Source organism: Sinorhizobium alkalisoli (genome assembly GCF_008932245.1).
Lineage (GTDB): Bacteria > Pseudomonadota > Alphaproteobacteria > Rhizobiales > Rhizobiaceae > Sinorhizobium > Sinorhizobium alkalisoli.
The window spans coordinates 3,518,402-3,532,657 of sequence record NZ_CP034909.1 but is presented as its reverse complement, the minus strand read 5'-3'; the positions used below and the strand labels follow the sequence as shown (position 1 = coordinate 3,532,657).

The window sequence follows — 14,256 nt, the reverse complement described above, 5'->3', positions numbered from 1 at the left end:
CACCGGGCTCAGTTGCGGGTCTGCCTTTACGGGAAACGCCCCGCTCGGGTGACGGCGGGGCGTTCAAAACGACTGCGTCGCGCCGGCCAACGGCGCGGGGCATATCTCTCATCAGCGGCCGTAGACGGCGGCCTGGATCTGCGAACGGGAAAGGCCGATATCGCTCAGCGCATGATCGTCGAGAGCGTTCAGCTCGCGGATCGCGCGGCGCTTCGTTGCATAATCCATGATCTTCTGGCGGATCTTCATCTTTGACACTCCATATCTTGACGAGTGTCAAATAGGCATTTGCCCGGAATTTAAGTAGAGACATGATTGCAAACTAGGCATGCGTTCAGCGCGTGGCGCCCTACCGCACTTTTGCCGCTTTTTCGGGCTGGGGCGCGACGCGCGGTCAGAGCACGCCGCGCATAGGGTGAGCCAGATAGGTGCCGAGGATGCGCACCTTCTCGGAAAAGAAGCGCAGCTCGTCCATCGCATGCCGGACGGCAAGGTCGTCCGGATGCCCCTCGATATCGGCATAGAACTGCGTCGCCACGAACTTGCCGCCGAGTTGGTAGCTTTCAAGCTTCGTCATGTTGATGCCATTGGTCGCAAAGCCACCGAGGGCCTTGTAGAGCGCAGCCGGAATGTTGCGCACGTTGAAGACAAAAGTGGTGATGATCACTTCGTCATCGGATCTGCGCACGATCCGCTGTTCCTCGCGCGACAGCACGACAAAGCGGGTCACGTTGCTATCGGTGTCCTCGACGTTCTCAGCGATGATCTCCAGGCCGTAAAGTTCGGCGGCCAGTCGAGGCGCGAGCGCCGCCATCGAACGGTCCCCGGTCTCCATGACGAGCTTCGCGGCACCGGCGGTGTCGCCGGCCACAACGGGCTTCCAGCCGTTGGCGCGCACGATCTTGCGGCACTGGCCGAGCGCATGGATATGGCTGTGCACCGTGCGGATCTCGTCGCGCTTGACGCCCGGCAGCACCATCAACTGGAAGCGGATCGGCATGAAATATTCGCCGACGATAAAGAGACGCGACTCCGGCAGCAAGTGGTGGATGTCTGCGACGCGCCCGGCGATCGTGTTCTCGATCGGGATCATCGCCAGATCCGCATCACCGTTTTCGACCGCAAGAAAGGCATCCTCGAAGGTCTGGCAGGGCAGCGGCTCCATGCCCGCAAACATGTCGCGGCAGGCCATGTCCGAATTGGCGCCATGGTCACCTTGAAAGGATATCCGGTTGGTCTTGACGGTCACTCTCGGTTCCTTCCTCAGCTTCTGGCGGAAAGTATGCGGCGGGCCTTCTCGAGGTCTGCCGGCGTATCGACGCCGAGGGGCACGGAATCGACGATCTCGACGTCGATGCGCATGCCGGCTTCCAGCGCCCGCAGTTGCTCCAGCGATTCGCGCTTTTCGAGCGTCGAGGGCTTGAGCGACACGAAAGTCTCGAGCGCCTTGCGCCGATAGGCATAGAGGCCGATGTGGTGATAAAGGGGGCCGGCACCGTAGGGTGCCGTCGTGCGGGTAAAATAAAGCGCCCGCAAACGGCTCTCGGAAAGGGGCGAGCCCACCACCTTGACGACGTTCGGATTGGTCTTTTCGTGCTCGTCGGTAATCGCCACCGTCAGGGTGGCGATGTCGGTCGAGGCATTCTCGAGGGGCCTGAGCGCCGCGCGGATCGGCCCGGGCTCGATCGTCGGAAGGTCCCCCTGGACGTTGATGACGATCTCGGCCGCGCCCTCCGGATCGGCCTTGGTGAGCGCCTCATGGATCCGGTCGGAGCCGGACTGGTGGTCGCCGCGCGTCATGATCGCCTCGAAACCCGCGTCGCTCACCGCGGCAAACACCTCCGCATGGTCGACGGCGACCACGATGCGGCCGACATCGGCCTCCTGTGCGCGCCGTGCGACCTGAACGATCATCGGCAGACCGCATATGTCGGCAAGCGGTTTTCCAGGCAGCCTGGTCGAGGCCATGCGCGCCGGAATGAGCACCAAGCTTTTGCCGGATTTTTCGTGAATCATCGTCTGGCCTTCAAGAACCCCACAGAAAGTGTCAAAAGGTCTCACTTCGGGGGCCATAATCACTGTTGCAACGCAGAGCCAAAAGACATAGGTTCCGCGCGATTTCAAGATGGGCCGGTTTTTTGTTTGCGCCGGTGGCAAAGGGAGCGTTTGCAGATGAATCCATATGTAAACATGGGTGTGGGTGCCTTGTTGGGTACGGTCTTCGTGCTAATGACCGTGTCCATCGCCTCGGAAGGCATATTCCATTCCGAAGCTCCCGAGAAGGAAGGTTTCGCGATCGTCGCCGAGGAGACGTCCGCCGAACCCGGCGCCGCCGGCGGCGGGGAAGCCGCACCCGAACCGATTGGCCCGCTGCTGGCGACAGCCGATGCCTCCGCGGGCGAAGCCGTGTTCAAGAAGTGCGCGAGCTGTCACACCGTGGAGAAGGGCGGACCCAACAAGGTCGGCCCGAACCTCTGGGACATCGTCAACCGCCCGGTCGCCTCGCATGAGGGCTTCAGCTATTCCGCCGGCATGCAGAGCTTCGCCGAAGGGGGCAAGGTCGTGTGGGACTATGACCACCTGAGCTATTTCCTGGAAGCGCCGAAGAAGCACGTTCCGGGCACGGCCATGGGCTTTGCCGGCCTGAAGAAAGCCGACGAGCGGGCCAACCTGATCGCCTGGCTGCGCGAGCACTCGGATAATCCGGCACCGCTGCCGGCTCCGGAAGCGACCGGCGCGACGGAAGCCGCTCCTACGGAGGGAACTGCTCCGGTTGAAGGCCAGACGGCCCAGGACGTCCAAGCTCCGGCACCCGCACCGGCAAACTGATTTCAACCAGACAAGTCTGAGTAGAAAGCCCGGCTCACCAGCCGGGCTTTTCCTTTTCGTCCGGTTTTTGCGGGGGGGGGCGACGCGAGACTACAGCGCCGCGCGTCCTATCGGGACGCGCAAAGGTCGCTGTAGCACTTTGAATTACTGCATGTCTTTGTCCTTTCATCGAGATCGATCAAAGAGACATGCAGTAGCGGATTTTGCTTTTGCAATGCTAATATCTGTGCGTATGAAGGCATGAACGCCACCAATCACGATCTGATCCGAGCTAAGTCCTGCTCCCACGGCGAAGGGGACGTTTCCGCTCGGAACGAAGGACGGACGATAGATGACCGAGAGCGACGCAAAGACTTTCCTGTTCGAGAAAAATCCGAATCCCCTGGCCGCGAGCGAGCGGGAGACGATCCTCCAGAATCCGGGCTTCGGCCGGGTCTTCACGGATCACATGGTAACCGTCCGCTATTCCGAGGGACGCGGCTGGCATGGCGGCAGGATTGAAGCACGCAAGGCGTTCGACCTCGATCCTGCAACGGTGGTGTTCCACTACGCCCAGGAGATTTTCGAAGGCATGAAGGCCTATCGCCTGCCTGACGGCGGCGCCGCGCTGTTTCGCCCGGACGCCAATGCGCGCCGGTTCCGCAACTCCGCCCTCCGGCTCGCCATGGCGCCGCTGCCGGAGGAGATGTTCGTGGAATCTGTCCGTGAACTGGTCCGCGTCGATCGCGACTGGATTCCGAGTGCCGACGGTTCGGCGCTCTATCTCCGGCCGTTCATGATCGCAACCGAGGTCCTCCTCGGGGTAAAGCCTTCGGCCGAGTACATCTATTGCGTCATTGCCTCTTCGGTCGGCTCCTATTTCAAGGGCGGCGCGCCGGCCGTCACGCTGTGGGTGTCGGAGAACTACACGCGCGCCGCGCCGGGGGGCACCGGCGAAGCAAAGTGCGGCGGCAATTATGCGGCGAGCCTCGCTGCCCAGGCCGAGGCGACCCGGGAAGGCTGCGAGCAGGTGATCTTCCTCGATGCCGTCGAGCGCCGCTTCGTCGAGGAACTCGGCGGCATGAACGTCTTCTTCGTCTTCAACGACGGCTCATTGCAGACACCGCCGCTCACCGGCACGATCCTGCCCGGCATCACCCGCGATTCGCTGATCACGCTTGCCCGCGACAGGGGGCTCACCGTGCGCGAGGAACCCTATGCGATCGAGCAATGGCAGGCGGATGCGCAGAGCGGCCGACTGACCGAGGCCTTTGCCTGCGGCACCGCCGCGGTGGTCACGCCGATCGGCAGGGTGAAGGGTCGCAAACACAGCTTCACGATCGGCGACGGCGGGGCCGGTCCGGTCGCCGGCAAGCTGAAGGCGGCGCTGCTCGATATCCAGAACGGCCGCGCACCCGACCCGCATGGCTGGGTCGACCGACTGTTCTGATCGACGCAAACAGCGCGCCACGGCGGCCTGGGCGCCGCTGTGGCCGCGGCTATCAGTAGCCGGCTACCTTGTCGACTACATGCTGCAGCGGCAGGCCATTTTCGAAGCGGGCGATCTGCTCTTCGACGTGAACGAATAGCGCCTTGACGTCGGATGAGGCGGCGACATGCGGCGTCACATAAACGTTGGGCATGGTCCAGAACGGGCTTTCCGGCGAAAGCGGCTCCCGTTCGAAGACGTCGAGCGAGACTGCCGCGAGCGTGCCGTCGTCGAGGCACGCGAGGATATCGGCTTCCACCTGGCTGCCGCCGCGGCCGGCATTGATGAAGACCGGTGCGCCGAAGGGTCCCTTGCGGCTGAGTTTTGCAAAGAGACCGCGGTTGAAAATGCCGGTCGTTTCCGGCGTCAGCGGCAGGAGGCCGACGAGGAAATCGCTGCGATCGAGAAAGGTGTCGAGGCCGGCGGCGTCGTAGGTCTCGATGTCCTCGACCACGCGCTTCGTGCGCGACCAGCCGACCACCTTGAAGCCCATGACCGCAAGCTTGCGGGCCGCATCCTGGCCGAGCACGCCCATGCCCATGATGCCGACGGTCACGTCGGCTGCCTCGGGCTGGCTCAGGTCCCGCCATTCGTGCATTCTTGCCAGCGCCTCGTAGGCGCGATGCTGGCGCAGGTGCATGAGGCATTGCATCACCACCCATTCGCTCATGCGCGTCGTCAGCGTCCGGTCGACGAAGCGCACCAGCGGCACGTCCGGCAGGCCCGGCAGAGTCAGCACGTGATCGACGCCGGCGCCGCCGGAAAAGACGACCTTCAAGTCAGGCGCGCGGGAGAAGAGGTCGGGCGCCGATTTCCAGACGACCGCATAATCGATGCCGGAGAGATCCCGGCCCTCATGGACCGGATCGGCAAGGTTGATCACCTCGCGGCCCGGAAAGGCGCCCTGGAGGGCGGCATCGACCTCTTCGGGAATGAATTTCAGGTCGACGATGACGGGGCTTATGAGGGGCATGAGGCGGCTCTATTGGCGGATGGCGGAAAGATTGACGGCTTCGAGGTTGAAGGCGGCGGCCATCAGCGCCTTGGTATAGTCCTCGCTCGGAGCCTCGAAGATGCGTTCGGCCGGTCCCTGCTCCACGACCCGGCCCATCCGCATGACGATCACCTCGTTGGCAAGCGCCCGCACGACCTTCAAGTCATGGCTGATGAAGAGATAGGCGAGATTATGCTTGCGCTGCAGGTCGCGCAGAAGATCGACTACTTGCGCCTGCACGCTCATATCGAGCGCCGAGGTCGGCTCGTCGAGCATGACGAATTGGGGTTTGAGCACCATGGCGCGGGCGATTGCGATGCGCTGGCGCTGGCCGCCGGAGAATTCATGCGGGTAGCGCCAGCGGGTGGCGGGGTCAAGCCCGACCTCTTCCAATGCGGCGGCGACGCGCGCGTCACGCTCGCCATTGGCGAGCGCCCTTTCGTGGATCTTCAGCCCCTCGCCAACGATGTCGGCGATAGACATGCGCGGGCTGAGCGACCCGTAGGGATCCTGGAAAACCACCTGCATGCGGTTGCGGAGCGGCCGCATCTCGCCGAAGCTATAGGCATCGATGTCTCTGCCGACGAAGGCGATCCGCCCTTTCGACGAAATCAGCCGCGTCAGCGCCAGCCCGAGCGTCGTCTTGCCCGAGCCGGACTCGCCGACGACCCCGAGCGTCTGCCCGGCGCGCAGCGTCAGGTCGATGCCGTCCACTGCCTTGACGTGATCGACGACGCGCCGCAGAAAGCCGGCCTTGATCGGAAACCAGACCTTCACGTCCTTCGCTTCGATGACGATCGGCTTCGAGGGATCGGAGGCCGGCGGTTCGCCCTTCGGTTCCGAGGCGAGCAGGTGCCTGGTATAGGAATGCTGCGGATTGGCAAAGATCTCCGCCGTCGGGCCGGTCTCGACGATCTTGCCCTTGGTCATGACGCAGACGCGATCGGCGATCTTGCGGACGATGCCAAGGTCGTGGGTGATGAAAAGCATGGACATGCCATGCTCATCCTTGAGCGACTTCAGGAGTTCGAGGATCTGCGCCTGAACGGTGACGTCGAGCGCCGTCGTCGGCTCGTCGGCGATCAGGAGCTCCGGGCGGTTCGCAAGCGCCATGGCAATCATCACGCGCTGGCGCTGACCGCCGGAAAGCTGATGCGGATAGGCGCCGAGGCGCTTTTCCGCTTCGCGGATGCCGACCTGGTTGAGGAGTTCCAGCGTTCGCGCGCGCGCAGCCGGCCCCTTGAGGCCCTGATGGAGTTCGAGGATTTCGCCCACCTGCTGCTCTATCGTGTGCAGCGGGTTGAGCGAGGTCATCGGCTCCTGGAAGATCATCGTGATGTCGTTGCCGCGGACATGCCTGAGTTCTTCGTCGTTTGCCTTGAGGAGATCCTTGCCGTTGAAGATGACTTCGCCGCTCGGATGTCTCGCCGCCGGATAGGGCAGCAGCTTCAGGATCGAGTTGGCCGAGACCGACTTGCCCGAACCGGACTCGCCGACAAGCGCGACGGTTTCGCCGCGACGGATGTCGAAGGAGATGTGGTCGACGGCCGTCGAGGTCTCGCCGCCCTGGTGGAAGGCCACGGACAGATCGCGCACGGAGAGAAGGGTGTCTGTCATGGTCGCCCTCACCGGAACGTCTTTCTCGGGTCGAAGGCGTCGCGCGTCGCTTCGCCGACGAAGATCAAAAGCGACAGCATGATCGACATGGCGAAGAAGGCCGTGAGCCCCAGCCACGGCGCCTGCAGGTTCGACTTGCCCTGAGCGATCATCTCGCCGAGCGAGGGGGACCCCGGCGGCATGCCGAAGCCGAGGAAATCAAGCGAGGTGAGCGTGGTGATCGAGCCGGAGAGGATGAAGGGCAGGAAAGTGAGCGTCGCCACCATCGCGTTCGGCAGCAGGTGCCGGTACATGATCGTGCCGTTGCCGACGCCGAGCGCGCGCGCCGCATTGACATATTCGAAATTGCGCGCCCTCAGGAACTCCGCGCGCACGACGCCGACGAAGCCGACCCAGGAAAAGAGCAGCATGATGCCGAGCAGGATGAAGAAGCCGGGCGGCAGGATGGCGGCGATGATGAGCAGGATGTAGAGCACCGGCATCGACGACCAGATCTCGATGAAGCGCTGGAAAAGAAGATCGGTCCAGCCGCCGAAATAGCCCTGCACGGCGCCCGCCGAAACGCCGATCACGGCGGAGGCGATCGTCAGCACGAGACCAAAAAGCACCGAGATGCGGAAGCCATAGATCATGCGCGCCATCACGTCGCGCGCCTGGTCGTCGGTGCCGAGCCAGTTCATGTTGCCGAGGGTGCAGCCGGGGTCGTCGGCACCCTGCGGATAGGCGGCGCAGCGCTCCTCCTTGCTCATCAGCCAGAAGGGAGGGGTCGGCGCCGAATGCGGGATGTAGGAGTTGACCGTCTGGTAGGAATAGCGGATCGGCGGCCAGATCATCCAGCCGTTTGCCTCGATCTCGTCGCGGATGAATTCGGAGCGAAAGTCGGTTTCGGCGAGGAATCCGCCGAACGTCTCTTCCGGATAGTTGACGAAGACTGGGAACAGGAGTTCGCCCTTGTAGGAGGCGACGATCGGCCGGTCATTGGCGATGAATTCCGCACAGAGGCTGAGGCCGAAGAGAAGGAGAAATATCCAGAGCGCCCAGTAGCCGCGCCGATTCGCCTTGAAATTCTGCCAGCGCCGCCGGCCGATCGGCGTGAGCCAACCTCTTTCCGGCGCTTGCGCATAGGTCGTGACGGCGCTCATCAGACGTCCCTCCGCTCGAAGTCGATGCGGGGGTCGACCCAGGTATAGACCAGATCGGAAACGAGGCTGACGAACAGGCCCATCAACGAGAAGATGTAGAGTGTTGCAAAGACGATCGGATAATCGCGCTTGACGACCGCGTCATAGCCGAGGCGGCCGAGCCCATCGAGCGAAAAGATGTATTCGATCAGCAGCGAGCCGGTAAAAAAGGCGGAGATGAAGGCGCCGGGGAAGCCGGCGATGATGATCAGCATCGCATTGCGGAAGACATGGCCGTAAAGCACCCGCCGCTCGCTCAGGCCCTTCGCGCGCGCCGTGGTGACATATTGCTTCTTGATCTCGTCGATGAAGGAGTTCTTGGTCAGCAATGTCGTCGTGGCAAAGGCCGAAAGCAAGAGCGTGATCAGCGGCAGCGTCATGTGCCAGAAGTAATCGAGGACCTTCTGCCACCAGGCAAGCTCATGGAAATTGTCCGAGACGAGGCCGCGCAAGGGGAACCAGTCGAAGAAGGAGCCGCCGGCGAAGACGACAATCAGCAGGATGGCGAAGAGGAAGCTCGGCACCGCATAGCCGATGACGATGATTCCGGAGGTCCAGACATCGAAGGTCGAGCCGTCGGAGACCGCCTTCTTGATGCCGAGCGGGATAGAGATGAGATAGGAGAAGATCAGGATCCACACGCCGAGCGAGATCGACACCGGCATTTTTTCGATGATCAGGTCGATGACGGAGGTGTTGCGGAAGAAGCTCTCGCCGAAATCGAAGCGGATATAGTTCCACATCATTGTGGCGAAGCGCTCGAGCGGCGGCTTGTCGAAGCCGAACTGCTTTTCGAGCTTGGCGATGAATTCGGGATCGAGCCCCTGCGCCCCGCGATAGCGCCCGCCCTCATCGCCGCCGCCGCCCTGAAGGAGGTCGCCGCCGGTGCCGGAAAGCCGGTCGGACCCGGCGGCACTGGTAAGATCGGCTATGACCTGCTCCACCGGTCCGCCGGGGGCGAACTGCACGACGGCGAAGGAGATGGCCATGATCCCGACGATGGTTGGGATCATCAGGAGCAAGCGGCGCAGGATGTAGGCACCCATCAGGCGAGCCCCGGCATTTTCACGCCGTCGGCCGCCGCGACCAACCTGGCTGTCGTTCGCCGTCTATGTCGTCTCAATTCCTGAACTCCTCGGGCCCGAACTCCTGCAGCGCCGCCCACGGCCGCTGTAGCTCTTTGAATTGCTGCATGTCCTTAAATCGAGGTCGATTCAAGGAAAGATGCAGCCGGCGCGCCGGATTGCGCCGGCCCCGTCCGTAGCTTAAGTGATTCGTTCCCCGCATTTGGAATCGAGTGAGGCCTTGAGTGCAAGTGCTTCATTGGCTGGCGGCGCTCTTGGACCACCACGTGTCGGGAAAGCCGAGCCCGTATTTCGGCAATTCTTGCGGCCGGGCCAATTTGTCCCAATAGGCAATCTGAGCGGCCATCTTGTAGTAGAGCGGAATGACGTAATTATGGGCGAGCAGCACTCGATCGAGCGCCTTGGTTGCGGCAACCAGCGTGTCCCGATCCTTCGCGAAGATTACGCGCTGGATCAAGGCGTCGACGCCGGGATCGGAAATTCCGGCATAGTTCCTGGAGCCCTCGCGTGTGGCGGCTGCCGACCCCCAGTAATCCGCCTGTTCGTTTCCGGGGCTCAAGGTCTGTCCCCAGACTTCCCAGGTCACGTCGTAGTCGAAGGCGCGTTCGCGATTGGTATATTGCGAGGGGTCCACCGTGCGAACGCGCGCCTCGATGCCGATGCGTTTCAGGTTCTGCGCATAAGGCAAGGCGACGCGCTCGAGAGCCGGGCTGCTCAACAGGATCTCGAAGGAGAACGGCTTGCCCGTGGCCGTATTCACCATCCGGTTGCCTTTGAGTTCAAACCCTGCCTGCCTTAAGATCTCGATCGCCTTGCGCAGATTTTCACGGGCCTTTTGCGGCGTGCCGCCGACCGGATTGCTATAGGGCGTGGTGAATACTTCCGGCGGCACGAGATCCTTGACCTCGTTCAGGATTTCCAGTTCTCTCCCTTCCGGTAGACCGGAAGAGGCAAGCTCCGTGCCGAAAAAGAAGCTGTCGACGCGCTGGTACTGATTGAAAAAGACGGTGCGGTTCAGCTCTTCGAAGTCCAAGGCATAGTTCAATGCCTCGCGCACCCTCTCGTCGTCGAAAGGCTTGCGGCGCATGTTGGGCACCATCGCCTGCATCACGCCCGTCGCGCGGAAGGGATTTGGGATCTCCTCGCGCTTGACGCGGCCGGCCTTCGCTGCCGGAAAATCGAAGCCCGTGGCCCAGCGCATCGCCTGGTTCTCACGCCAAAAATCGGTGTTGCCGGAGCGGAAGGCCTCGAACTCGACGTCACGATCGCCATAGAAGGAGTAGGTGATCGAATCGAAATTGTTCTGCCCGATATTGACGTTGAGCGCGGCGCCCCAGTAATCGGGCCGGCGCTCGTAGCGGATGGTCCCGCCGGGGGAGAACGACGCGATTCGGTAGGGACCCGACCCCATGACCGGTTCAAGCGTCGTTCGGGAGATATCGCGCGGCTTGCCGTTCGGCCCGTTGCCCTCCCACCAGTGTTTCGGCACGATCAGAATCTGCCCGAGAATATGCGGAAGTTCGTGATTGTCCTTCTCGTCGAAGTGGAAGGTGATGTCCCGTTCCCCGGTCTTCTCCGCTTTGACCACATGCCGATAATAGCTCTGATAGAGCGGGTTCAGTTCCTTCGCCTTGTCGAAACTGAACACGACGTCTTCCGGCGACACCGGCTGACCGTCTGCCCATGTCGCTTCCTGCCTCAGCCGGAACGTGGCCGAGGAGATATCGTCGGGGAAGGAAACGCTTTCGGCCAGAAGCCCATAGGCCGTCGAAATCTCGTCTTCTGCCGGCTTCATGAGCGTGTCGAAGACGAGCGCGAGACCGGCGGCCGTTTCGCCCTTCACCAGCAGGGGATTGAACGTGTCGAAGGTGCCGGTCTGCGAAAGCCTGAGGTCTCCGCCCTTCGGTGCCTCGGGATTCGCATAGTCGAAGTGGGCAAAACCTGGCGGATATTTGAGATCGTCGACGAGCGACAATCCGTGATGCCAGACCGGCTGCTCTTGAGCCTCCGCGGCTGGCACCAGTAGCAAGGACATTGCCAGGAACGCGGCCGCAAAATTCCTTCTTCCAACACCGCCAATGTCCAGCATCCCGTCGTTTCTCCTTGTATTTTCGATCATGCTTTTAAAAGCAGAATAGGCGAAATCACGGCAATTGACAGGACCTGCCAAAAATGGGGCGGATTTTTTCGGTCACATCCCGGTGAGTCGCAAGATTGATGCAATCGCAGCGAATCAGGTTAGGTGCGACGGGTCTCCAGCGCCGCGCGGCTCATGTGCGCAAAGGTCGCTGCAGCAATTGGAGGCTATGTGTTTTTCATCGCTGCCGATGGGGGATTGAATGGGAATTGATACGCGCGCAGCGCTTGCACGTTGCGCTTCCGCGCTTTTGAGCTCGATTGTGGCCGTCGGCCTGCTGTCGGCGAATGCGGCTGCGGCCGACGGTACGCCCGCCAAGGAGCTTTTCGGCGCAAAGGCGCTGCCGACGCAATCGGAGCCCTCCTCCTACGGCTTCTACTCCAAGGGATGCCTTGCCGGCGGTATTGCGATCCCGACCGACGGCCCGACCTGGCAGGCCATGCGCCTGTCGCGCAACCGGCGCTGGGGACATCCGGCGATGATCGCGCTCATCGAGCGCCTCTCCCATGACGCGGCCGACAATATCGGCTGGCCCGGCCTGTTGCTCGGCGACATCTCGCAGCCGCGCGGCGGGCCGATGCTGTCCGGTCACGCCTCGCACCAGATCGGCCTCGACGCCGATATCTGGCTGACGCCGATGCCGAAAAAGACGCTGAGCTACCAGGAGCGCGAGACGATTTCAGCCACGTCCATGCTCGACAAGAGCAAGTTCCTGACGATCGACCCGGCCGCCTGGACGCCCGCCCATGCGCGGCTGATCATGCTGGCGGCGAGCTATCCGGAGGTCGAGCGCATCTTCGTCAATCCGGCCATCAAAAAGAAGCTCTGCGATAGCTGGAAGGGCGACCGCTCGGCGCTCGGCAAGGTCCGGCCGATCTATGGCCACGACTACCATTTCCATGTCCGCATCAAATGCCCGGGCGATTCCAAGGGGTGCAAGGATCAGGCCGCGGTGCCGGCGGGCGACGGTTGCGACAAGTCGCTTGCCTGGTGGTTCACCGACGAGCCCTGGGCGAAGCCGACGGAGAAACCGGTGAAGCCGGTGAAGCCGAAATTTACGACGCTCGCCGATCTGCCGAAGACCTGCGCACTGGTGCTGAACGGACCGGCCCCCGCCTCCGAATTGCAGGCGACCTATGGCACCGCCTATCGGGCGGTAGCCGCCGTGCCTGCCGCCGCGACCAGCATCGAGGCGGCCATCGGTGCCGCGGAAGAGGCGCCGCTCGCAAATATCCCGGTGCCCTTGCCGCGCCCGGCTCTGCAATAGATCGCGACAGGGCCCTGAATTGCTGCATGCCTTTGTCCTGGGTCGTGATCCAAAGAGACGAGCAGCATGGCCGTTGAGAGAGCCGCTGGAGGCAAAATGCCTTCCCATCTTCGCAGCGCTCATGTATAGGGCATTCAATCGATTTAAAGAGCGCGGACCGCCCCCTGTGGCAGACGGTTCGCCGTGAACTTCCGGGAGGCACCCCTTGGCGGACCGCAAATGCCTGGCCCTGATCGCCCATGATCAGAAAAAGGACGACCTTGCCGCCTTCGCCAAAGCGAACGAGGCGGTGCTGGCCGGCTGGAAGATCGTCGCGACCGGCACGACCGGCGGCCGCGTACTCGACGTCTGCCCCGGTCTCGACGTCGCGCGGCTGAAGAGCGGTCCGCTCGGCGGTGACCAGCAGATCGGAGCGCTAATCGCGACCGGCGACGTCGATTGCCTGATCTTCTTCGTCGATCCTCTGACCCCGATGCCGCACGACGTCGACGTCAAGGCGCTGATGCGGCTGGCGATCGTCTATGATATCCCGATGGCGCTGAACCGCGCGACCGCCGAGCAGTTGATCGACTTTCGTCGCAACTGATACATAACCGAACATCTCCAAGCCGCGACCAGGACGATCTGCCATGCCCGTTGCGAGTGACCAGACCTTTCCCTTTCCTCTGCTGATCGGCGACATCGGCGGTACGAATGCCCGTTTCGCCTTGCTCATCGACGCCTATGCCGAGCCGCGGCAACTGCCGCCGATCAAGACCGGCGATTTCGAGACCATCGAGGAGGCAATGCAAAAATGCATCCTCGACAAGACATCGCTGCGTCCTCGCTCGGCGATCCTCGCTGTCGCCGGGCCGATCCAGGGTGACGAGATTCCGCTGACGAATGCCGGCTGGGTCATCCGGCCGAAGGATATGCTTGCGAGCCTCGGACTGGATGACGTGCTGGTCATAAACGATTTCGAGGCGCAGGCGCTGGCGGTTGCCGCGCCGACCGATGGGGATATCGTGCAGATCGGTGGAGGCAGCGTCCTTCCGCGCAGTTCCCGCGTCGTGCTCGGTCCGGGCACCGGGCTTGGCGTCGCGGGCCTGGTCTTCGCCCAGAACACATGGATCCCAGTGCCCGGCGAAGGCGGCCATGTCGATATCGGGCCCTCCAGCGAACGCGATTTCCAGATCTGGCCCTTCCTGGAGCCGATCGAGGGACGTATGGCGCGTGAACAGATTCTTTGCGGTCGCGGCATCATGAATCTCTATCGCGCCGTCTGCGCCGCCGACGGGGTCGACCCGGTGCACCCAGACCAGGCTGACGTGACGACGGCGGCGCTTGCGGGGGCAGATCCGGCGGCGGTAGAGACCCTGTCGCTCTTCTGCACCTATCTCGGACGTGTCGCCGGCGACATGGCGCTGATCTTCATGGCCCGTGGCGGCGTGTTCCTCGCCGGCGGCATTTCGCAAAAGATATTGTCCGCACTGATGCAACCGGAGTTTCGCGCGGCCTTCGAGGACAAGGCGCCGCACTCGGCACTGATGCGGACCGTTCCGACTTTTGCGGTGATCCACCCCATGGCAGCTCTTTCCGGGCTCGCCGCCTTTGCGCAGAGGCCCGGCGATTTCGGTGTTGCAACAGAGGGACGGCGCTGGAGAAGCTGACGTGACGATCGTCGCAAAGACTCGCCAAC

General features: G+C 62.7%; 13 protein-coding genes. 5 read left to right on the top strand and 8 right to left on the bottom strand.

Annotated elements, in window-relative coordinates; translation table 11 throughout:
• Positions 1-111 precede the first annotated feature (111 nt).
• The 3 genes from EKH55_RS16790 to EKH55_RS16780 form a co-directional block, all read right to left on the bottom strand.
• Positions 112-249 (bottom strand): DUF1127 domain-containing protein, encoded by a 138-nt coding sequence (locus EKH55_RS16790; protein WP_069459889.1) that lies wholly within the window; start codon positions 247-249, stop codon positions 112-114.
• Positions 250-394: 145 nt separating this feature from the next.
• Complete coding sequence (locus EKH55_RS16785; RefSeq protein WP_069459890.1) at positions 395-1,249, bottom strand: prephenate dehydratase; 855 nt, start codon at positions 1,247-1,249, stop codon at positions 395-397.
• Positions 1,250-1,263: 14 nt separating this feature from the next.
• Complete coding sequence (locus EKH55_RS16780) at positions 1,264-2,016, bottom strand: 3-deoxy-manno-octulosonate cytidylyltransferase (protein WP_069459891.1); 753 nt, start codon at positions 2,014-2,016, stop codon at positions 1,264-1,266.
• Between the two features lie 156 nt (positions 2,017-2,172).
• Between EKH55_RS16780 and EKH55_RS16775 the strand changes: the two genes are divergently transcribed.
• On the top strand, positions 2,173-2,829 hold the full coding sequence (locus tag EKH55_RS16775; protein ID WP_069459892.1) for a c-type cytochrome: 657 nt from the start codon (positions 2,173-2,175) through the stop codon (positions 2,827-2,829).
• Positions 2,830-3,160: 331 nt separating this feature from the next.
• Positions 3,161-4,258 carry a branched-chain amino acid aminotransferase gene (locus EKH55_RS16770; RefSeq protein ID WP_069459893.1) on the top strand — a complete coding sequence of 366 codons (1,098 nt, stop codon included), beginning with the start codon at positions 3,161-3,163 and terminating at the stop codon, positions 4,256-4,258.
• A gap of 52 nt (positions 4,259-4,310) precedes the next feature.
• Here the strand turns inward: EKH55_RS16770 and EKH55_RS16765 are convergent, their stop codons facing one another.
• The 5 genes from EKH55_RS16765 to EKH55_RS16745 form a co-directional block, all read right to left on the bottom strand.
• A complete protein-coding gene (locus EKH55_RS16765; RefSeq protein WP_069459894.1) occupies positions 4,311-5,270 on the bottom strand; it encodes a 2-hydroxyacid dehydrogenase in 960 nt (319 codons plus the stop codon).
• A 9-nt stretch (positions 5,271-5,279) separates the two neighbouring features.
• Positions 5,280-6,908, bottom strand: coding sequence for an ABC transporter ATP-binding protein (locus tag EKH55_RS16760; protein ID WP_069459895.1), 1,629 nt, complete (start codon positions 6,906-6,908; stop codon positions 5,280-5,282).
• 8 nt (positions 6,909-6,916) lie between these two features.
• Entirely contained in the window at positions 6,917-8,050 is a 1,134-nt protein-coding gene (locus tag EKH55_RS16755; RefSeq protein WP_069459896.1) for an ABC transporter permease, read from the bottom strand.
• On the bottom strand, positions 8,050-9,135 hold the full coding sequence (locus tag EKH55_RS16750; protein WP_069459897.1) for a microcin C ABC transporter permease YejB: 1,086 nt from the start codon (positions 9,133-9,135) through the stop codon (positions 8,050-8,052). The genes EKH55_RS16755 and EKH55_RS16750 overlap by 1 nt, the downstream gene beginning before the upstream one ends.
• A gap of 274 nt (positions 9,136-9,409) precedes the next feature.
• Entirely contained in the window at positions 9,410-11,263 is a 1,854-nt protein-coding gene (locus EKH55_RS16745; protein ID WP_151611862.1) for an extracellular solute-binding protein, read from the bottom strand.
• A gap of 250 nt (positions 11,264-11,513) precedes the next feature.
• Between EKH55_RS16745 and mepA the strand changes: the two genes are divergently transcribed.
• The 3 genes from mepA to EKH55_RS16730 all read left to right on the top strand — a co-directional run bounded on the left by mepA (position 11,514) and on the right by EKH55_RS16730 (position 14,227).
• Positions 11,514-12,578: a penicillin-insensitive murein endopeptidase gene (gene mepA / locus EKH55_RS16740; protein WP_151611861.1), complete on the top strand. Its 1,065-nt coding sequence runs from the start codon at positions 11,514-11,516 to the stop codon at positions 12,576-12,578.
• Positions 12,579-12,783: 205 nt separating this feature from the next.
• Positions 12,784-13,164, top strand: coding sequence for a methylglyoxal synthase (locus tag EKH55_RS16735; RefSeq protein WP_069459900.1), 381 nt, complete (start codon positions 12,784-12,786; stop codon positions 13,162-13,164).
• A 43-nt stretch (positions 13,165-13,207) separates the two neighbouring features.
• Positions 13,208-14,227, top strand: a complete 1,020-nt coding sequence (locus EKH55_RS16730; protein ID WP_151611860.1) for a glucokinase — start codon at positions 13,208-13,210, stop codon at positions 14,225-14,227.
• Positions 14,228-14,256: the final 29 nt, after the last annotated feature.